Below are 19958 nucleotides of genomic sequence, written 5' to 3'. Positions count from 1 at the left end.
GCCTCACGCCGCCTGCTGCATCCCCGCCGGGCTCAGCTCCGGCAGGGCCGCCACCGCGGGCCGGGCGAACAGGTAGCCCTGGAACAGGGTGATGCCGGCCTCCCGCAGGGCGGAAAGCTCGCCCTCCGTCTCGATCCCCTCGGCGATCACCGCGACGCCGAGGGTCCGGGCGATGCCGATCACGCCCGACACGATCGCGCGGCGCGCCGGGGAATCGGCGATGCCGCGGATCAGCTCCATGTCGAGCTTGATCAGGTCGGGCTGGAACCGGGCCAGCAGGCCGAGGCCCGCGTAGCCGGCGCCGAAATCGTCGAGCGCGGTGAGGAAGCCGCGCTGGCGGTAATCGGCGACGATGCGCTGGACGTGGGCGACGTCGGTCATGCGCTCGTTCTCGGTGAACTCGAACATGATCCGCCGGTGCGAGAACCCGATCCGCCGCGCCGCCTCGAGCGTCGCCCGGATGCAGGCCGCCGGCTCGTAGACGGCGTTCGGCAGGAAGTTGATCGACAGCCGCACGTCGCCGGCCGGAAACAGCCCGCCGGCCAGCTCGATCGCCTTGGTGCGGCAGGCCTGGTCGAAGCGGTAGCGGTTGTCGTCGTTGACCTGGCCGAGGATGTAACCGGCGCCCTGGCCCTCGGTGCCGCGCACCAGCGCCTCGTAACCCCAGATCTCGTTCCTCTCGATGTCGACGATGGGGTGAAAGGCCATCGTGAAGGCGAAGGGAAGCGGTTCACCGCTCCGGCATTGCCCACATCCGCTCCGCTCGGTCATCGTACTGCTCCGGACCCGCCGGTAGATACCCTACCGGGGTTATCTTCATGTAAGGTAAAACCGGTGGCTCCCGGGCGGGATTCGACGATCTGTTTCGTGAGGAGCCGAGGCGAGGTCACGCGGCGCGGGCTCCGACACGTCGTGGCCCGGATCCCCCGGCCGGCGCGGCAGCGGAGATCCCGGCAACGGGCGGGGCGGCATCGGATCGGACATTTCCGGTCGCCGGGTCGTCTCTCTCGCTCATCCTCGGACGTGGTTTGGGCGATGTCGTCCTAAGAATCGATGTCGCGATCCGCATGCCCCGTCATTGTCCGGACGATCGGCAAGGTCGTTGCAAGCGGGATCCGTCCTCCGGTGCCGCCGTTCCCTGCGTCAGGCGCGCCGCAGCCAGTCGATCAGCCCGGCGCCCGGGGCGAGCCAGACGAAGGCCCACAGGAAGGCCGAGGAGACGTTGGCGAGCCAGAACGGCAGCCGCGGCAGCAGGGCCACGCCGGCGATGAGCGGCACCACCGCCCGGGCCGGGCCGATGAAGCGGCCGACGACGATCGCCCAGGCGCCCCAGCGCTGGCAGAACGCCTCGCCCTTCTGCACCATCTCGGGGTAGCGGCCGAGCGGCCACATCCGCTTGGCGCCGTCCTTGTAGTAGCGGCCGACCTCGTAGGAGACCCAGTCCCCCAGGATCGCCCCGATCGCCGCGCCCACCATCACCGGCAGGAACGGGATCGCGCCCGAGCCGATCAGCGCCCCGATGCCGATCAGGATCACGGTCGCCGGCACCAGGAGCGAGAGCACCGCCAGGGATTCGCAGAAGGCGATGATCCCGGTGATCACCGGCGCCCAGGCCTGGTGGTCGCGCACGAAATCGAGCACCGTGGTGCGCAAGCTCTCGAAGTCCATCGGAACCTTGACCTTGAGGGAACGGGCAGCCGGGACAAGTCGCGAGCCCACGAGGACGTTCCGCCCTGCCGAGCCCTCTCGGCCCGGCACGGTGAGCGCTGGGTAAATCCCCCCGCTCGGGGCGGTTGCCAGGAGGGCCCGATCCAGGGATCGTGCGGGCCTCGCGCCCCGGCCCCGGCCGAGGGCGCCCCTGCGAGGGTCCCGCGTCGCGATGAACGTCCTGTCGATCCAGTCCCACGTCGCCTACGGCCATGTCGGCAACGCCTCGGCGGTCTTCCCGATGCAGCGCCTCGGGGTCGAGGTCTGGGCCGTGCACACGGTGCAGTTCTCCAATCACACCGGCTACGGCGCCTGGCGCGGCCGGGTGTTCGACGGGCCGGCGATCGAGGAGCTGGTCGAGGGCATCGCCGAGCGCGGGGTGCTGCCGACCTGCGACGGGGTGCTGTCGGGCTACATGGGCTCGGCCGATATCGGCACCGCGATCCTCAGGGCGGTCGAGCGGGTGCGGGCGGCCAACCCCGCGGCCCTCTATTGCTGCGACCCGGTGATCGGCGATGTCGGCCGCGGCGTGTTCGTGCGGCCCGGCATCCCGGAATTCATGCGCGACCATGCCGTGCCGGCGGCCGACATCATCACCCCCAACCAGTTCGAGCTCGATTACTTGAGCGGGATCGAGACCCGGACGCTGGCCGACGCGAAGGCGGCCGTCGCCGCCGTGCAGGCGAGCGGCCCGAAGGTGGTGCTGGTGACCTCGCTCCACACCGAGGAGACGCCCGGGGACAGCATCGACATGCTGGCCGGCGAGGCCGGCCGGTTCTGGCGCCTGCGCACGCCGCGGCTCTCGCTCGGCGTCAACGGCGCGGGCGACGCCACCGCCGCCCTGTTCCTGGTGCACTACGCCCGCACCCGCTCGGCCGGGGAGGCGCTCGGCGCCTCCGCCGCCTCGATCTTCGGCCTCTTGCGGCGCACCGAGGAGGCCGGCGCCCGCGAGATCCTGACGGTCGCGGCGCAGGAGGAGTTCGTGGCCCCGAGCCGCACCTTCCCGGTCGAGGCGGTGTGAGCGATCACGCCTCCAGCGCCAGGAGCGCGAAGCTCGCGAGCCAGTGCTCGCCCATGTAGTCGTCGGCGAGGTGCGGCAGGGCGGCGGCGAGGTGCGCCTCGGCCGCCTCGTGCAGGACCGGACTCCGCGGGTCGCCGTCCGGCAGCGCACCGGCGAGCGCCCGCAGGCACCAGGCCCGGCTGAGGTTGAGCCCGTCGAGATGGGCGATCTTGCCGTCGCTGCGGTCGGTGACGGTGGCCGGCCGAAACAGGGTCTCGGGCCGGCTTTCGGCGAGGCGCGGCAGGAAGCGGTCGAACCAGGGCGCGAACGCGTCGGCTGGCAGCAGGCGGCGCAGGCACTCGGCCTCGATCAGCGCGGAGGACAGGAAGTCGTCGCCGCTCGGCTCGCCCCAGGCCGGGCAGTCGGCATCCTCGCCGTACCAGCGCAGGGCGGTGGCGCGCAGGAGGTCGGTCAGCGCCGTGTCCCCGGTCCCGTCGGCGTAATCCGCCGCCATGCGCAGCCCGAAGGCGGTGTTGAAATGCGTGCCGACCCGAACCGGGTAGGGCGAGAGCGGCAGGAAGTCCCGGAAGCGCCGGGCGAAGATCTCCGCCATCGGGGCGAGCGCCCGCGCCCAGCGCGGCTCGGGCAGGCGCGCCAGCTCGTCGGCGAGCTTCAGCGCCCAGGCCCAGCCGTAGGGCCGCTTGAAGCCCCGCGCGGTCGGGGCCTCCAGGTAGGCGCACTCGCCCGCGACCTTCTCGGGCGTCAGCTGCCGGTCGAACAGGGCGCGGATCGCGGGGGCCTGCGGTCCCTCGGGGAAGAGCCGCAGCACCCGCGCGAGCAGCCAGTAGCCGTGGACGCAGGAATGCCAGTCGAAGCTGCCGTGGAACACCGGGTGCAGGGCGGCCGGCGTGCGCGCGTCCTCGGGGCCCGCCAGGGTGTGGTCGGGCTTGTTCGGGTATTCCCGGGTGACGTGGCCGAGGGTGAGCGCGGCGAAGCGGGCGCCGGTCTCGGGGGTGAGGGCTTGGGGCATGGCAGGGCGCTCCGGCGGATCGTCCCGCACGCCTACACCATCCGGGGGCGGCGCATCATCTCCGGCCGTCAGACCTTGCGCCTTCCCCTTGCGCCCTCCCCCCGATCCGTGCTGCCTCGCGCCATGCCGCCAGACGGATGGATGGTCCAATGCCCGCACGCCGCTACGCCACCCTGGACGTGTTCACCGAGACCGCGCTCGCCGGCAATCCGCTGGCGGTCGTGCTCGACGCCGAGGGGCTGGACGAGGCCGCGATGCAGGCCATCGCCCGGGAGTTCAACCTGTCGGAGACGGTGTTCGTGATGCCGCCCGCCGAGAGCCGGCACCGGGCACGGCTGCGGATCTTCACGCCCACCCAGGAACTCGCCTTCGCCGGCCACCCGACCGTCGGTACCGCGGTGCTGCTCGCGCTCAGCGACGAGCGGGCGGAGGTCGCCGACGCGGTGGCGTTCGGGCTCGAGGAAGAGGTCGGCGTGGTGCCCTGCGTCGTCGAGGCCGGCGAGGGGCGCGGCCGGGCGCGCTTTCGCCTGCCGCGCCTGCCGGAGAGCTGGGGCGAGGAGCCGGACGCCACGGCGCTCGCCGGGGCGCTCGGCCTGTCGCCCGCCGAGATCGGATTCGCCCGCCACCGGCCGAGCCGCTACAGCGCCGGCACGCCGTTCCACCTCGTGCCGGTGCGCAACCTCGACGCCCTCGCGCGGGCGCGGGCGAGCGCCGCCTCCCTGGCCGAGGCCCTCGGGCCCGGCGCCAAGGTGTTTCTCTATACCGGCGAGACCGGGGATCCCGCTCACGACTTCCGGGCCCGGATGTTCGCGCCCGCCGCCGGCATCGTCGAGGACCCGGCGACCGGCGGGGCGGTGGCGGCCTTCGCCGGCGCCCTGATGCAGTTCGAGCCCCTGGGGAGCGGCACCCACGACCTCCGCATCGCGCAAGGGTTCGAGATGGGCCGGCCGAGCGAGATCCTGCTCCAGCTCACGATCGAGGACGGCGCCCTGCGGGCGGCGGAGATCGGCGGTGGCGCCGTCCTGGTCTCCGAGGGCGTGCTGCACCTGTGACCGGCGTCAGCCTCACGCCGGCCCGCGCGGTCGCGGCCCGGATGGTCGCGCACGACTGGGCCTGGGCCCGCGACAACCGGGCGGCCATCGCGGCGCATTGGGAGCGCCGCCGGGCGGCCCGCCCGGCGATGTTCAACGGCACCGTTCTGCTGCTGCGGCGCTGGACGCTCGCCGACGGAGTTCTGGACCTCGACCTGTTCGAGGCCGAGTTCGCCGCCCTCCTCGCCCTGAAGGACTGGGGGTTCCCGGACGGGGAGGTCCTCAACGTCTTCGCGGCGGCGGTGCCGCGCACCCGGGACGGCGCCTTCCTGCTCGGCGAGATGGGCCCGCACACCGCCGCCGCCGGGCGGGTCTACTTCCCCTGCGGCACCCCGGACCCGACCGACATCGCCCCCGACGGCCGGGTCGACCTCGCGGCGAGCGCGCTGCGCGAGTTGCGGGAGGAGACCGGCCTCGTCGCCCCGGAGGGGCCCGAGCCCGGCTGGGTGATCGTGCGCGACGGCGGCCTGATGGCGCTCCTGCGCCCGGTGCCGCTCGCCGAGGACGAGGCGCAGGTGCGGGCGCGGATCGCCGCCCACCTCGCCGCCGAGGCGGAGCCGGAACTGTCCGGCATCGTCGCCGTGCGCACGGAAGCGGATCTCGACCCCGCCCGGATGCCGGGCTTCGCGCGGCACTACCTCGAGGCCGTGCTGGCGGGGACCGCCTGAGCGCGTCGCGGGAACAAGACCTGACACGGTTCACAGCGGCGCGTCCCGCCGCTACGCTCGCCGGGCAGACGCCCGGGACGAGGCGCCGCGAGGGGGAGACCGTGATGACGGGGATCAAGCGCGCCGCGACCGTGGCGCTTCTCGGGGGCGGCCTCGCCGCCGGCCCGGCCGCCGCGGAGGTGACGCGATTCGAGACCGTCGCGACCGAGGCGCCGGCCTTCCAGGGCCGCGCCTTCGGCGAGCGCGGCCAGGCCCGGAAGATCACCGGGCGGGCGACCATCGCGCTCGATCCCGCCGACCCGCGCAACGCGGTCATCGCCGACATCGCGCTCGCGCCCCGCAACCCGGACGGCAAGGTCGAGGCGACCGCCGACGTGGTGCTGCTGCGGCCCGAGCGGCCGAACGGACTGCTCCTCGTCGAGATCCCCAATCGCGGCCGCAAGCTGATCGGCCCGCTGGTCGAGGGCACCTCGACCGAGGCGTCGGGCCGACTGGAACGGCCGGAGGATGCCGGCCGGGGCTTCCTGCTGTCGCGGGGCTACACCCTGGCCTGGATCGGCTGGCAGGGCGACATCGCGCCGGGGAACGGCGAGGCGGGCGCTCCCATGGGCATCCGCCTGCCGGTGCTGGCCGGGGTCACCGGGCCGTCCCGCGAGGAGTGGAGCTTCGAGAACACGACCTCCCCGGTCGAGGCGCCGCTGACCTGGCCGGCCGCCGACCTCGACCCGTCGAAGGCGCGCCTCACCGTGCGGGCGCGGCCCGAGGATCCGCGCGCGACGCCCCCCGGCCTGTCGTTCCGGTTCGTCGGCCCGACGCGCATCGCGATCACCCGGCCCGAGGGCTTCGACGCCAGCGCCCTCTACGAGCTGATCTACACCGCCCGCGACCCGGCGGTGACGGGCCTCGGCCTCGCGGCGATCCGCGACGTCGCGACCTTCCTGCGCCACGACGCGAGCGACCGGAACCCGCTCGCAACGGACGGGCGCAGCACCGTCGACCGGGCGGTCGGCTTCGGCATCTCGCAATCGGGCCGGGTGCTGCGCGACCTGCTCTACCTCGGCATGAACGAGGACGAGCACGGCCGGATGGTGTTCGACGGGATGATGCCGCACATCGCCGGCAGCCGGCGCAGCTTCACCAATGCCCGCTTCGCCCAGCCCGGCCGCAATCCCGGGCCGCATCTCGACCGCTACTACCCGGCCGACCAGTTCCCCTTCGCCTACGCGACGACGACCGACGCGCTGACGGGCAAGCGCGACGGCCTGTTCCTGCGCTGCCGGATCACCAGCACCTGCCCGCGCCTGATGCATGTCGACAGCGAGTACGAGCTGTGGGGCTCCCGCGGGGCGCTGGTGACCACCGACACGCGCGGCGCCGACCTCGCCCAGCCGCCGGAGGTCCGGGTCTACATGGTCACCGGCGCGCCGCACTTCGCCGCCCCCGACGCCAAGACCGCGAGCGATCCGGGCTGCGCCCTGCCGGTGAGCCCGGTCCATGCCGGGGCGGCGTCGCGGGCGCTCCTCGTCGCCCTCGAATCCTGGATCGCCGACGGGGTGGCGCCGCCGGAAAGCCGCTACCCCTCGCGGGCCGACGGCACGCTCGGCGCCCCGGCCCATCTCTACCCGCCGATCCCCGGCCTTCCCTATGCCGGCCTCTACAATCCGGCCCAGTGGGTCGAGCCCGGGGCCGGCCCCCTCGACCCGCCGGTGGTGCGTGCCACCTACCCGCTTCTGCTGCCGAAGGTCGACCCGGACGGCAACACCCTGGCGGGCATCCGGCTGCCGCTGATCGAGGCGCCGCGGGCGACCTACACCGCCTGGAACCCGACCCGCGGCAGCGCCGCCGCGACCCTGTGCAACCAGAAGGGCGGCGTGCTGCCCTTCGCGGCGACGAAGGCCGCGCGAGCCCCCGACGACCCGCGGCCGTCGCTCGAGGAGCGCTACCCGGAGGCGGGCGCCTACGCGGCGGCCGTGCGGGCGGCGGCCGAGCGCATGGCGGCGGAGCGCACGCTGCTGCCGGCCGATGCCGACGAGATGGCGCGGGAGGCCGCGGAGGACCGGCTGGCGCGTTAGGGCGAATCGGTGGACGGGAGGGACCCGGGACGCCCCCTCGCGGGTTGGCGCCTCGCACAACCCGACATGGAGCCGCCATGCCCGCCAAGCTCGTCGCACTCGTCCGGGAGGCCGCCGCCGGCGCGCGCGCCATCGCGCGGGCCTACCCGGAGGGCTGCAGCGCCGCGGCGCTGCCCTGGGTGGTGGTCAAGCGCTTCGACGAGGACGTGCGCGGCCATGTCGAGCGAGATCCGCGCATCGAGGACGAGCGCGACCGGGTGCTGATCGCCGCCGTGACCCTGGCCGAGACCGCCTCGGACGAGGTCGAGCCGCCCGAGCGCGAGCGGCTGGTGAAGGCGATCAACGACCTCGAATGGGTGACCCTGAGCCGGGGCATCGCCAACCGGGCGGCGGCGGTCCTCGGCTACGGCGAGGCCGGCGCGCGCCTGCGGGATGCCAGATGAGGGGGCGCTGCCGGATTGCCGCGGGCCGCGGCCGCCCTACTTGCCGATTCGATACGCGGCGTCCTCGGCTGGCGCGACGAGAGGTGGGCTTGTGACGGATGCGCGCCAGCCGCTTCGATCGCCGGCCGCGGCGGCGACGGCGCTGCCGACCCTGCGACGGGGCGACCAGCTGTTCGAGACCGAGCGGCGTCTTAACGCCGTGCTCGACAACGCTTCGGTGTCGATCTTCCTGATGGATGACCGGCAGCACTGCATCTACATGAACCGTGCGGCCGAGCAGCTGACCGGCTGGACCCTCACCGAGGTGCTGGCGCGGGACTGCCCGCTGCACGACATCGTGCACCACACCTACCCGGACGGGCGCCCCTTCCCGCTGCACGAATGCGCCATCGACCGTGCCTTCCCGGAGAACAACCAGGAGCGCGGCGAGGAGGTCTTCGTCCACCGCGACGGCCATTTCTATCCGGTCGGCTTCACCGCGAGCCCGATCCGGGACGACGCCGCGCAGGTCATCGGCACCATCATCGAGGTGCGCGACATCAGCGAGGAGAAGGCCGCGGCGGAGCGCCAGCGCCTGCTCATCGACGAACTGAACCACCGGGTGAAGAACACGCTCGCCACCGTGCAGTCGATCGCCGCGCAGACCTTCCGCGGCCGCGCCGAGGGGGCGGCCCGCGACCTGTTCGAGGCGCGGCTCTCCGCCCTCTCCACCGCCCACGACGTGCTGGTGGCGGACAACTGGGAGAGCGCCAGCCTGCGCGGCGTGATCGAGCGGGTGCTCGCCCCGCTGCCCGCCGACCGGCTGCAGCTCGACGGGCCCGACGCCCGCCTGCACCCGAAGGTGGCGGTGAGCCTCGGCATGGCGCTGCACGAGCTGGCCGCCAACGCCCTGCAGCACGGGGCCCTGTCGGTCCCGGAGGGCCGCGTCGTCATGGGCTGGGCGCTCGCCGCCGGCGAGGACGGGCGCCAGCGCCTCGATCTCGACTGGCGCGAGGCCGGAGGCCCCGCGGTCGCGCCGCCGGCCCGCCGGGGCTTCGGCTCGCGGCTGGTCGAGCGCCAGGTGCCGCTGGAATTCGGCGGCAGCGCCGAGATCGCCTACGCGCCCGGCGGCGTCATCTGTTGCATGCGGATCCCGCTGACGCCTCCGGGCTGGGACGGCCAGGCCCTCGTCCAGGGCCGCGACCCGGCGGGCGGGGCGCCGCGATGAGCGGGCTGCCCGGCTGCCGGGTCCTGCTGGTGGAGGACGAGAGCCTCGTCGCCATGATGGCCGAGGACATGCTGCTCGACCTCGGCTGCGAGGTGGTGGTGGCGATGCGCCTCGAGCAGGCCCTCGCCCAGGCCCGGACCCAGCCCTTCGACCTCGCGGTGCTCGACGTCAATCTCGGCGAGGCCCGCAGCTACCCGGTCGCCGACCTGCTGCGCCAGACCGGCGTGCCGTTCCTGTTCGCCACCGGCTACGGCCGCCGGGGCGTCGACCCGGCCTACCAGGCCGCCCCGGTGATGCAGAAGCCCTACCGGATGGCGGAGCTGGAGGCGCTGCTCGCCGGCCTCCTCGTCGGCGGCGCAGCCGAGCCCGCAACGACGGAGTGCCGCCCGGCCTGCCGCTGCCGGGAGCCCGAGGACGGGGCGTCGCAGTTCCGGGCCGATCCGGCGCCGTGACGCCGCGGGGCAAGTCCCGTCCTCAAGTCACGTCCTCAAGTCACGTCTTGTAGAGGCGGCTGGCGCGCTCGCGCGGCAGGTCGCCCGATGGCCGATCCAGCCCGACGTCCGCGCCGGGAATCGGCGCGTCCGTCGCTCGCCTGCTGGCCGGGCGCGGCGCTTCGGTCGACGCGACGAAGATCGATGCGCGGGGTGCAGCGGCGCCGCATCATCGACGCCATCCCAGTGGGCACGCCGGACGGCCGAACGAGATCGCCGCGGCGGGTCGCCGTCCCGGCCCGGACGACGCAATCTTCGTCACCGGAGCGACGATCGAGGGCGGCTTCTTGCGGCGCTGTACGACTCCGGACGGCGCGACTTGTGCGGCGCATGGCATGAATAGCGCGCGACCGAGCGTTTATTCAATTCAGGATTGCGCTGCGACATCAGTCATGGCTGCGTGTCGAACCATCGGGTCGGCACCCGACATGTCCGAAGCAGACGACATGAGGCGCTGCCGAGCGGTTTCGCGGCCGTGCCCGACCGATGGCGGCGCACCGAACAGCTCCGACATCTGCGAAACCCTGACCGGTGCAGGTCGACGAATGGCGGAATCTGTATCTTCGGATGTTTTTAACTAACCCTGCGATAGTGAAGTGGTGTCGGTTCGGCGGACAAGATCCGAAGCCACGCTGGGGGAAATTGAACGTGATCAACCGCAGGCATGTCCTCGCCGGCTGCGGCGCAAACCTGTCGACACTCGGCCTGCCGAAGCCGGCTCGGGCCACCGGGCGCGCCAAGGTCATGCGGCTCGTCATCACCAACGCCCTCGCCTCGCAGACGGGTCAGGGCGCCACGGTATTCGCCGAGCGGGTCGCGGCCTCGTCCGGCGGCCGCCTGCGGGTCGAGATCTATCCGGCGGGCGTCTCCGGCGGCGAGCTGGAGACGACGCAGGACGTGGCGAAGAACGCCCTGGAACTCTCCATCGTGTCGAGTGTCGGCTTCGCGATTGTCGCCCCGAAGCTCGGCGTGTTCGACATCCCCTTCCTGTTCCGCGACGTCGCCCACGCGCGGGCGGTCCTCGACGGCCCGGTCGGTCAGAAGGCCCTCATGGAAGTCGAGGCCGGCGGCCTCGTCGGCCTCGCCTGGAGCGAGAACGGCCTGCGTCACCTGACGACCGCATCGGTGCCCGTCCGGTCCCCGAAGGATCTCTCCGGCCTGAAGATCCGCGTCCCCCAGTCCGTCGCGATGATCACGGGCTTCAAGGCGCTCGGCGCCGATGCGCGGCCCCTGGCGTTCCCGGATCTCTATGGCGCGCTCAGCGCGGGTGAGTTCCAGGGCCAGGAGAACCCCCTCGGCAACATCGCGGGCGCCAATTTCGATCGGGTGCAGCAGTATCTCAGCCTGACCGGCCACATCTACTCGGCCGCGATGCTGATCATGTCGCGACAGGCCTACGACCTGCTCTCGGAGGACGAGCGGACGATGGTTCGCGCCGCGGCCCGCGCCGCGACCCAGGCCGCCCGGGAGACGGGCGACCGCAACGAGGCGCGCCTGACCGCCGAGCTGGGCAAGCGCGGCATGACGGTGATCGCCGACGTCGACCGTGCCGCTTTCGCCACGGCCATCCGGGGTGCCGACGCCCAGTTCGAGACGGAATACGGCAAGCCGTTGCTCGAGGCGATTCGCGCCGTCCGCAGCTAGAGCGTTTTCCGACGGCCCGGATGCCGGTTCGTCGATGGAAAACGCGGCAAGCCCAGAGACCTAGAGCAGCGCTCGGGGTCGTCGGAGCCCACCCCCGTCCGGGTGGCCCGGCGCTCTCCCGGCGGGGGCGCGCCCCGCTGCGCGTCCAACCGTGGCCGTCCGGTACGACGGACCATGCCCGATCAGACCCTCTCCGACCATCGGAATTGCCCGCCATGCCCTCCTTCCTCGCCCGCGTGGCCGACAGGCCCATCGGAAGCCGCATCAACCTCGGCTTCGGCCTCGTCCTTCTGCTCCTGTGCGGGATCACGACCTTCAACGGCTTCGGCCTGCACCGCCTCGGCGGTGCCGTGTCGGAGGTCGCGGCGGCGGCCGGGGCATCGGATGCCCTGTCCGAATTCGCCAACGGCGTCGCCGATGTCGAGCTGCAGGCAACCCGCTACCTGCGCGCGCCCGGCGGCGCCGAGCTCGTGGCGGCGCGCGGCGCCTACAAGGCCCTGCGCGAGCGCTTCGAGCGCGTCGAGGCGCTGATCGGCGACGATGCCGCGGCGCTGAAGCGCGAGATCGCCTCCCTCGAGGCGAACTTCAACGAGGTCGTCTCCAGCACGCGCCAACGGGAAGCCGGCCTGGGGGGCCTGACCGCGGCGACGGCCCGGCTGACCAACTTCACCAACACCCTGACGACGCAGATGGCCGCCGCCGCCGATCCGTCGAGCGACGTCGCCCTGCGGCTCCAGCAGGCCGTGCAGTCGCTCGCGGCCTCGGCCCGCCGCTACGCTCAGCGGCCCAATAGCGGAGAGGCCGATATCCTGGCCGCCGAGCAGGAGCGCGTCCGGCGCGGCATGGCGGAGCTCAAGGCCGGTCCGCCGGTCGGGGCGACGGCACGGGAGCTGGCGTCGGGTCTCCCGGCCGCGGTCGAGCGGCTGCTGACGACGAGCGACGCCGCCGCGACCGCCGCCCAGGCCTTCGACCGGAACGTGGCGACGTGGATCCGGACGGCCGGCGAGGCCGGCACGGCAGCGGCGAGCCTGCGCACCCGGATGCTCGCGTCGCGCAACGGCCAGATCCAGTCCGCGCAGCAGGCGGTGGCGCAGAGCCAGACCGTGGGTGCGCTCGTCTCGATGCTCGCCCTCGCCCTCGGCGTGGCCGCGGCCCTGTGGCTCGGCCGTTCGATCAGCCGGCCGCTGCTGACGCTCGACCGCTCCGTCCAGGCGATCGCCGCCGGAGATCTCGCCGTCGCGGTCGAGGGCCGCGAGCGCCGGGACGAGATCGGCGCCCTGGCGCGGGCCCTCGACGTGTTCAAGGCCAACGCGCTGGCCCGCCGCGAGCTCGAGAGCCAGAACGCCGCCGAGCAATCGGCGCGTCAGCGCCGGGCCGATCGCGTGGACGGACTGGTGCGCGACTTCCAGCGCAAGGTCGCTCAGTCGCTCGAGATCGTGACCTCCGCCGCGACCGAGCTCGACTCGACGGCCCGGGTGATGACGCAGGTCGCCGACGGCACCAACGGGCAGGCCCTCGCCTCGAGCGCCGCGGCGGAGGAGACCTCCGTCAACGTCCAGACGGTCGCGGCCGCCGCCGAGGAGATGGTCGCGTCCCTCCGGGAGATCGAGCGTCAGGTGCTGCGCTCCAACGAGGTCGCCGCCCATGCCGCCCACGAGGCGGAGGCCACCGGCGGAGCGATGGCGGCGCTGGGCGAGGCCGCGGACCAGATCGGGGCGGCCGTGACGACGATCGCGTCGATCGCGGGCCAGACCAACCTGCTGGCGCTCAACGCCACGATCGAGGCCGCCCGGGCCGGGGAAGCCGGCCGCGGCTTCGCCGTGGTGGCCGCCGAGGTGAAGACGCTGGCCGGCCAGACCGCTCGGGCGACCGAGGAGATCTCGGGGCAGATCGCGGCGATCCAGGGCGCGAGCGCCCGGGCGGCGGAAGCGATCCGGCGGATCGGGACGACGATCGGCGCGATCAACGAGATCTCCGGCACGATCGCCACGACGGTCACCCAGCAGACCGCGGCGACGACCGAGATCTCGCGCAATGCCGGCGAGGCGGCGCGCGGAACCCAGGACGTGTCGGCCAATGTCGCCCGGGTGCTGGCCTCCTCCGGCGAGACCGGCAGCGCGGCCGCCCAGGTGCTCGCGGCGGCCGCCGAGCTCGCCGTTCAGTCGCTCACCGTCAAGCAGGAGGTCGACACCTTCCTGGACAACATCCAGGCGGCGTGAGCCGGCCGATGCCGCGGAGGGCCCGGACCTGGGGGACCGGAATCACCCGGGATCGGGCTCACGCCGACCGGGCGCGGATGCCGGCGGATCGCATCGGGTCGATGATCGCCCGATCCCGTCCGCCCCGTCACCCGCTCGGTGCCGTCGATCCCGGGTCCTGCGTCGCCCTCGGGGGTGGGGACCGCGTCCTCTCAGGCCCTCCGGCCCGCGGATACCCGTCGTCGAGCGGCAACCCGAACGATGACCCTATGCGGTCGCCGTGCGGGGCGCCGGTAGCCCCGGCGCCAACTCGATCGCCGGCGGCACGGGCGGCATCGCCCTCACGCTGAGCGGCCACGAGCACACCGCGCACCTTGTCGGGCCCCCGCTCATCACGGCGGTGGCCGGCCGCTCCGACTTCAAGATCGCCCAGAACGAGCGCCTCCCTGACCTCGGCCAAAGCCCCGTCCGGGATCCGACCGTCCGCGGCTCGAACGGCGCCGGCCCCGCCTTCGATGCGGCGCGCCGCACCCCCGGCCGGTCCGCGGCACCGCGCCCGGTTCGGCCGCCCTTGCGGCGCAGGACGCACGCCCGTAAGCTGCAAGTAACTGCAACCAAATAAGAATTAGTGTGATTCCAAAGTACGGCCGCACCGGGACCGCGCGCATCGTGGCCGTCCTCCGGTGACGCACTCCCTCGCGGTCCGCGAGGCCCGGGGCACCCTCGCGGCCCTGCGCCCGCTCGCCCCGTTCTTCTGCCTGTACGTGACCTTCGGGGCCACGCTCGGCTTCCTGTCGGGCGGGGCGCCGCTGATCCTGCGGGCGCGCGGGCTCGACCTCGCGGGGGTCGGGCTCCTGCAGATCATCAACCTGCCGGTCGGGCTGACCTTCCTGTGGGCGGTCCTGCTCGATCGGGTGCGGCTGCCGTTCCTCGGCCGGCGCCTCGGCTGGATCGTGGCGGCGCAAGGGCTCACGGTGGGTCTGCTGGCGGCCTTGAGCCTCGGCGAGCACTGGCCGCTCGGGGCGCTGCTGGCGCTCGCGGTCGCAGCCTGCGCCTGCGTCGCCACCATGGACATCGCCCTGGAGGCCCTCGTCGTCGAGACGGTGCCGGCGGAGCGGCGGGCCTTCGTCGCCTCGGCCAAGCTCTGCGGCGCGTCGCTGGGCGGCATCCTCGGGGTCGGCGTGCTGGTCGGCTCCTACGACGTCCTCGGCTGGCGGGCGGCGGTGCTGGCCTGCGCGCTCCTCGACGCGCTCTGCCTCCTGCCGATCCTCGCCTACCCGGAAGCGCGGCTGCAGGGTGCCGGGGGCAGCCGGGAGCGGCACGCGGGGTCGCTCGCGCGCCTGCGGGCACTCGCCGGGCGGATCGCGGCGCTCGGCGCCTATTTCGCGGCGGCCTACCTCATCGGGGGGCCGAACACCCTCGCGCTCCTCGATCTCGGGGTGCCGCTCACCCGGGTCGGCCTCCTCACCGGCACCGTCCTGCCGGCGGTCAACCTCGTGATGGCGCTGATGGCCGGGGGCCTGGCGGCCCGCTTCGGCACCGTGCGGCTGGTCGTCCTCGGCGGCGCCGGGGTGCTGGCCGCCGGCGGGCTGATGGCGGCGGCCTGCCTCCTGCGCTCCGAGGGGCTGGCGGTAGCCGCCACGATCCTCAACTTCGTCTTCGGCGGCTTCCTCGGGGTGCCGGTGTTCAACATGATCTACCGCTGGTCGGAGGGGCCGCGGCCGGCCACCGACTACGCGCTCCTGTTCGGCGCCGCCTTCTTCGCGGCGATGCCCCTGCGCGTCGCCGCCCCGGCGCTCGCCGGCTGGGCCGGCTGGCCGGGCTACTTCGCCGCCACGCTGCCGCTCTACGCCGCGGCCCTCGCCTGGCTCGCCGTCACCATCGCCCGCACCCTGCGGGCCGACCGGGAGCGGATCCGATGATCGGCGAGGTCGCACCGCACGTGCCCGCCTCCCTGGAGACCTATCGCGGGGGCGTGGCCGACGGCACCGGGGGGACGCCGCTCACCGCGCTCCACGATCCCGCGGTGTTCGACGCGACGCTGTCGGCCTTCGAGGCCGGGCTCGGGGTCGCGCCCGGCACGACCGACCGGCGGGCGCTGGTCTCGTACTGGAGCCAGTTCTACCTCGCGCCGCTCGCGACCCCGGTGCTGACCGCCCTGGTGCGCCTGCGCCGGCCGCTGCCGCTCGCCTTCGCGACGACGAACCTCGAGCTCGACGCGGCCGGCCGCCCGGCCCGCTTCCTGGTCCGGCCCGGTCCGGCGCCGTGCCGTGCCGACGGGCTCGCCGGCCTGGTCGAGGACCACCTGCGGCCCTTCGTCGAGCTGTGCCGGGCGCAATGCGGCATCGCCCCCCGGGTGATCTGGGGCAACGCCGCGGTGATCCTCGACTACGTCGCGCGGGAGCTCGGCGAGCCCGAGACGATGGCCTGCCCCGAGGTCGCGACCTGCCTCGGCTGGTGCGGGACGCCGTGCCCGCGCCTCCATCCCCTCGCCCAGGCCCTGTGCGGGGCGCCAGGGGAGCGGTCGGGGGGACGGCGGCGGCGCACCTGCTGCCTGCGCCAGCGCCTGCCGGGCGTGCCGTCCTGCGGCGCGCTGTGCCCGGCCGAGGGATGCGGGAGCTGCGGCTGCGGGCCCTGAGGCCGTCCGACGGGTCCGTTCAATGCCGCGAGGACTGTCGCAACAGAAGCGCGCCATCCAGGGCGACGATCCCCGCCCTCGCTCGCAGCACGGTTTCAGAGCCTGTTCGACCGATAGATATACTCTAATCCAATAAGTAACCTCATCCTGAGGTGTTAGTCGATCAGTGATCGACTGACCTCGAAGGAGGGCTCCAGAAGCCTCCGAGATCACTGGATCCCTCCTTCGAGGCTCACTGCGTTCGCACCTCAGGATGAGGGGGAGGGTAGGATAGAGAATCCCCTCGCGATTGCGTCGTCACACGTTAAACAGGCTCTCGGAGGGGGAGCGCGGGCACCCGGCCCTCGGCGCCATACGCGAGGTCGGCGACGCGGGCGGCGTCGCGTAGAGTCACCCGATGTTCCGTCCGGGAGCACGCATCCCGGCGCGAGACACCTCGCCGGGGTTTCCCACCGGGAGACCGGGCGCAGGCGCCCGGCACGCTCGACGGAGCCCCCGCTTCGTGCTGTATCGCCCCCGGCCGGGGCGCTCTACGGCGCGAGCCGGATCGCGCCCGTCCCGGGCCCCGTGGAGCGGAAGAGCCATCATCGTGTCGAATGCCCCGCAAGCGCCCGATCGGACGAAGGGCCTGCGCCGCGTCGTCCGGAGCACGCTGGCCGGCCAGCTCACCTCGGAGATCCGGGCGGCCATCCTCGACGGGCAGTTTCCGGCGGGCGGGCAGCTGAACGAGATGGCGCTCGCGGGCCAGTTCGGCGTGAGCCGCGGCCCCGTGCGCGAGGCGATCCAGCGCCTGGTCCAGGAGGGCCTGCTGCGCGCGGAGCCCCATCGCGGGGTCTTCGTCCTCGACCTCGCCGACGACGACGTCGTCGACATCTACTTCACCCGCAAGTCCCTCGAGATCGCGGCGATCCGCCGGGTGATGACCGAACCCCGCCGCACCGCCCTGGCGCGGGAGCTGAGGGAGCTGACCGACCGGATGGCCGTTCTCCTCGGCACCGGCGACTGGGCCGAGATCGCCGACCTCGACCTGCACTACCACCGGCGCATCGTCGAGGAGGCGCGCAGCGAGCGCCTGTCCCGCAGCTACGACACCCTCCAGGCCGAGACCCGCCTGTGCCTGCGGCTCATGATGGCGGGCTATCGCCAGAACCGGGCGCTCATCGAGGAGCACGAGCGCCTGGCCCGCTTCATCGGCGACGGGCACCCGGACGAGACCGAGGCGGAGATGGACGCCCATTTCGGGGACCCCGTCCGCATCCTGGAGCGCGGCCGGACGGCGATGCGCGAGGCCCCCGACCTCCCGGGCCTCAGCCGCGCGCCGGAATCCGCGCGATCGCCTTGATCTCGAAGGCGAAGCCCGCGAGCCACGTCACCCCGACGGCGGTCCAGTTCGGGTAGGGCGGCGCGCCGATCACCCGGTCGCGCACCCGCATCACCGCGTCGAACTGCGCCTCCGGGTCGGTGTGGAAGGTCGTGACGTCGACAACGTCGTCGAAGGTGCAGCCCGCCGCATCCAGCACGTCGTCGAGCCGCGCGAAGGCGCGGGCGACCTGCGCCTCGAAATCCGGCTCGGGCGAGCCGTCCTCGCGGCTGCCGACCTGGCCGGAGACGAACAGCAAGTCGCCGGAGCGGATCGCCGCCGAGTAGCGGTGCTTGTCGTAGAGCGCCTGCCGGCCGGGCGGGACGATCGCGTCGCGGGTCGAACGGGTCTGCGCCATGGACTGCTCCTCGGGACCACGATTTGGTATACGGGCCGTATGCGATTGAGCATGGATACGTGCCGTATGTCAAATTACATACGCGGCGTATGCCGATGGAGGTGGATCGGGTGGCGGGACGACGCGCGCAGATGATGGAGGAGACGCGGGCCAGGCTGATCCAGGCCGCCCGCCAGGCCTTCGCCACGAAGGGTTTCGCGGCGTCCTCGATGGACGACCTGACCGCCGCGGCCGGGCTGACGCGCGGCGCGCTCTATCACAATTTCGGCGACAAGAAGGGCCTGCTTCAGGCGGTCGTCGACCGGATCGACGCCGAGATGGCGGCGCGCCTGGCCGTCGTCGGCGAGCGGGCGGAGACCCCGTGGCAGGGCCTCCTCGACGAGTACCGCGCCTATATCGAGATGGCGCTGGAGCCGGAGATCCAGCGCATCGTGCTCCTCGACGGGCCGGCGGTGCTGGGCGATCCCTCGACCTGGCCGAGCCAGAATGCCTGCCTGGCCGAGACGACGCGCCGCATCCGGGCGCTCGTCGCCGAGGGCGCGATCCCGCCCGTCGATCCGGAGGCGGCGGCGCGCCTCCTCAACGGCGCCTCGCTCCACGCCGCCCTCTGGATCGCGGCGTCGGACGCGCCGGAGGCGACCCTGGCCAAGGCTCTCGACGCCTTCCGGCGCCTCGCCGAGGGGCTGGCGCGGGTGTGAGTCCTCTCCTTGACACCCGCCCCACCGCCCCCCACTCTCCGACCTTCCCAGGGGAGCCTCGCGAGGAGGCTGAGATTCCGCCGGCCCGGACCCGTCCGGGCGCCGCGGTGACCCTATGAACCTGATCCGGGTCATGCCGGCGGAGGGATGCGGGACCGGCACGGCCGCCATGCGCCGCCACGAGGGCGCCGCCGCCAGCCGTCTTTTCGCGCAGGATCTCACGCCCGGCACGGCCGACGCCCACGATGGGGCGCGAGGTGGCCGTGATGTCGCAAGCGGAGATCGTCGAGGCCCTGATCGACTTCATCGGTCGGCCGGGGGCGGACGAGGCGGAGTTCGAGGCGATGGCGCTGCGGCTCTTCGCCCACCAGTACGCGCACAACGCCCCCTATCGCCGCTTCGCCCAGGCGCGCGGGCGCACGCCGCTCGCCGTCCGGCGCTGGCGCGACATCCCGGCGGTCCCGATCAAGGCGTTCAAGGACCTCACCCTGAGCTGCTGCCCGGCCGACGAGGCCGAGCGGGTGTTCATGACGAGCGGCACCACCGGCAGCGGGCGCGGCCGCAGCTACCACCCGACGCTCGCGGTCTACGACCGCTCGATGCTCGAGGGCTTCGCCGCCCGGGTGATGCGCGGGCGCGACACGATCCGCATGGGCTTCCTGTTTCCCGACGAGGCGGCACTCCCGAACTCGTCGCTCGCCCATTACCTGGCGCTGGCGCGTGAGCGTTTCGGGACGCCGGACAGCGCGGTCTTCGTCGGCCCTTGCGGGCTCGACCTCGACGGGCTGCTGGCGGCGCTCGCGGAGGCGGAGACCTCGGGCGAGCCCTATGCGCTGCTTGGCGCCACCTACGCCTTCGTGCCGGTGATGGACGCCCTCGCGGCGCAGGGCCGCCGCATCGCCCTGCCACCCGGCAGCTTCCTGTTCGACACCGGCGGCTTCAAGGGCCAGTCGCGGGAGATCGAGCCCGACGCCTTCTACGACGGACTCTCGCGGACCTTCGGAGTGCCGCGCGAGGCCTGCCTCAACATGTACGGCATGACCGAGCTGAGCACCCAGTTCTACGACGACGGCAACGCGGCCTGCCCGCCGGTGAAGTCCGGCCCGCACTGGATCCGCAGCCGCGTCGTCGATCCGCTGACCGGCCAGGACCTGCCCGAGGGCGAGACCGGCGTGCTGGTCCACCACGACCTCGCCCATTTCAACTCGGTCTCGGCGATCCTGACCGAGGATGCCGGGGTGATCGTGCCGGGCGGCTTCCGGCTGCTCGGCCGGGTCGAGGGCTCGGCCTCCCGCGGCTGCTCGGTCGCGGTGGCCGAGTTCCTGGCCGCCGCGCAAGGATGAACGACCAGGG

General features: G+C 73.3%; 18 protein-coding genes and 1 riboswitch. Of the genes, 14 read left to right on the top strand and 4 right to left on the bottom strand.

The window, feature by feature from the left end; all coding sequences use genetic code 11:
- Positions 1-3 precede the first annotated feature (3 nt).
- Both V3T34_RS12760 and V3T34_RS12755 read right to left on the bottom strand, forming a co-directional pair.
- Positions 4-771, bottom strand: a complete 768-nt coding sequence (locus V3T34_RS12760) for an EAL domain-containing protein (RefSeq protein ID WP_305076457.1) — start codon at positions 769-771, stop codon at positions 4-6.
- A gap of 372 nt (positions 772-1143) precedes the next feature.
- Positions 1144-1668 carry a DedA family protein gene (locus tag V3T34_RS12755; protein WP_060845408.1) on the bottom strand — a complete coding sequence of 175 codons (525 nt, stop codon included), beginning with the start codon at positions 1666-1668 and terminating at the stop codon, positions 1144-1146.
- Positions 1669-1879: 211 nt separating this feature from the next.
- Between V3T34_RS12755 and pdxY the strand changes: the two genes are divergently transcribed.
- Positions 1880-2728 carry a pyridoxal kinase PdxY gene (gene pdxY / locus V3T34_RS12750; RefSeq protein WP_060845407.1) on the top strand — a complete coding sequence of 283 codons (849 nt, stop codon included), beginning with the start codon at positions 1880-1882 and terminating at the stop codon, positions 2726-2728.
- Between the two features lie 4 nt (positions 2729-2732).
- Here the strand turns inward: pdxY and V3T34_RS12745 are convergent, their stop codons facing one another.
- Positions 2733-3737: a DUF2891 domain-containing protein gene (locus V3T34_RS12745; protein WP_305076458.1), complete on the bottom strand. Its 1005-nt coding sequence runs from the start codon at positions 3735-3737 to the stop codon at positions 2733-2735.
- A gap of 149 nt (positions 3738-3886) precedes the next feature.
- On the opposite strand from V3T34_RS12745, the gene V3T34_RS12740 reads away from it, so the two are divergent.
- The 11 genes from V3T34_RS12740 (at position 3887) to V3T34_RS12690 (ending at position 17531) form a co-directional block, all read left to right on the top strand.
- On the top strand, positions 3887-4789 hold the full coding sequence (locus V3T34_RS12740) for a PhzF family phenazine biosynthesis protein (RefSeq protein WP_060845405.1): 903 nt from the start codon (positions 3887-3889) through the stop codon (positions 4787-4789).
- Positions 4786-5496, top strand: a complete 711-nt coding sequence (locus V3T34_RS12735; RefSeq protein WP_305076459.1) for an NUDIX hydrolase — start codon at positions 4786-4788, stop codon at positions 5494-5496. Before V3T34_RS12740 ends, V3T34_RS12735 begins: the two co-directional genes overlap by 4 nt.
- Before the next feature lie 104 nt (positions 5497-5600).
- The gene (locus V3T34_RS12730) at positions 5601-7568 is read left to right on the top strand and encodes an alpha/beta hydrolase domain-containing protein (protein ID WP_305076460.1); all 1968 of its coding nucleotides are present in this window, start codon (positions 5601-5603) and stop codon (positions 7566-7568) included.
- 77 nt (positions 7569-7645) lie between these two features.
- Positions 7646-8011 (top strand): hypothetical protein, encoded by a 366-nt coding sequence (locus tag V3T34_RS12725; protein ID WP_060845404.1) that lies wholly within the window; start codon positions 7646-7648, stop codon positions 8009-8011.
- A gap of 91 nt (positions 8012-8102) precedes the next feature.
- The gene (locus V3T34_RS12720; RefSeq protein WP_060845403.1) at positions 8103-9218 is read left to right on the top strand and encodes a sensor histidine kinase; all 1116 of its coding nucleotides are present in this window, start codon (positions 8103-8105) and stop codon (positions 9216-9218) included.
- Positions 9215-9670, top strand: coding sequence for a response regulator (locus V3T34_RS12715; protein WP_060845402.1), 456 nt, complete (start codon positions 9215-9217; stop codon positions 9668-9670). The genes V3T34_RS12720 and V3T34_RS12715 overlap by 4 nt, the downstream gene beginning before the upstream one ends.
- A gap of 570 nt (positions 9671-10240) precedes the next feature.
- Positions 10241-11353 carry a TRAP transporter substrate-binding protein gene (locus tag V3T34_RS12710; RefSeq protein WP_305076461.1) on the top strand — a complete coding sequence of 371 codons (1113 nt, stop codon included), beginning with the start codon at positions 10241-10243 and terminating at the stop codon, positions 11351-11353.
- A 215-nt stretch (positions 11354-11568) separates the two neighbouring features.
- Positions 11569-13572: a methyl-accepting chemotaxis protein gene (locus tag V3T34_RS12705; RefSeq protein ID WP_305076462.1), complete on the top strand. Its 2004-nt coding sequence runs from the start codon at positions 11569-11571 to the stop codon at positions 13570-13572.
- A gap of 662 nt (positions 13573-14234) precedes the next feature.
- On the top strand, positions 14235-15473 hold the full coding sequence (locus tag V3T34_RS12700) for an MFS transporter (protein WP_305076463.1): 1239 nt from the start codon (positions 14235-14237) through the stop codon (positions 15471-15473).
- Entirely contained in the window at positions 15470-16189 is a 720-nt protein-coding gene (gene fhuF / locus V3T34_RS12695; RefSeq protein WP_305076464.1) for a siderophore-iron reductase FhuF, read from the top strand. The genes V3T34_RS12700 and fhuF overlap by 4 nt, the downstream gene beginning before the upstream one ends.
- A 589-nt stretch (positions 16190-16778) precedes the next feature.
- On the top strand, positions 16779-17531 hold the full coding sequence (locus V3T34_RS12690) for a GntR family transcriptional regulator (protein ID WP_305076465.1): 753 nt from the start codon (positions 16779-16781) through the stop codon (positions 17529-17531).
- Here V3T34_RS12690 and V3T34_RS12685 read toward each other — a convergent pair.
- A complete protein-coding gene (locus V3T34_RS12685) occupies positions 17497-17907 on the bottom strand; it encodes a RidA family protein (protein ID WP_305076466.1) in 411 nt (136 codons plus the stop codon). The genes V3T34_RS12690 and V3T34_RS12685 overlap by 35 nt on opposite strands.
- 95 nt (positions 17908-18002) lie before the next feature.
- On the opposite strand from V3T34_RS12685, the gene V3T34_RS12680 reads away from it, so the two are divergent.
- Complete coding sequence (locus tag V3T34_RS12680; RefSeq protein ID WP_407942699.1) at positions 18003-18605, top strand: TetR/AcrR family transcriptional regulator; 603 nt, start codon at positions 18003-18005, stop codon at positions 18603-18605.
- Between the two features lie 49 nt (positions 18606-18654).
- Positions 18655-18753: riboswitch (TPP riboswitch) on the top strand.
- A 118-nt stretch (positions 18754-18871) separates the two neighbouring features.
- Complete coding sequence (locus V3T34_RS12675; RefSeq protein WP_305076467.1) at positions 18872-19948, top strand: LuxE/PaaK family acyltransferase; 1077 nt, start codon at positions 18872-18874, stop codon at positions 19946-19948.
- Positions 19949-19958: the final 10 nt, after the last annotated feature.

Origin of the sequence: Methylobacterium ajmalii (assembly GCF_036448855.1) — a bacterium.
In the GTDB taxonomy this organism is placed as follows: Bacteria; Pseudomonadota; Alphaproteobacteria; order Rhizobiales; family Beijerinckiaceae; genus Methylobacterium; species Methylobacterium ajmalii.
The sequence above is the reverse complement of the archived record's forward strand: the minus strand, read 5'-3'. Positions and strand labels throughout refer to the sequence as shown.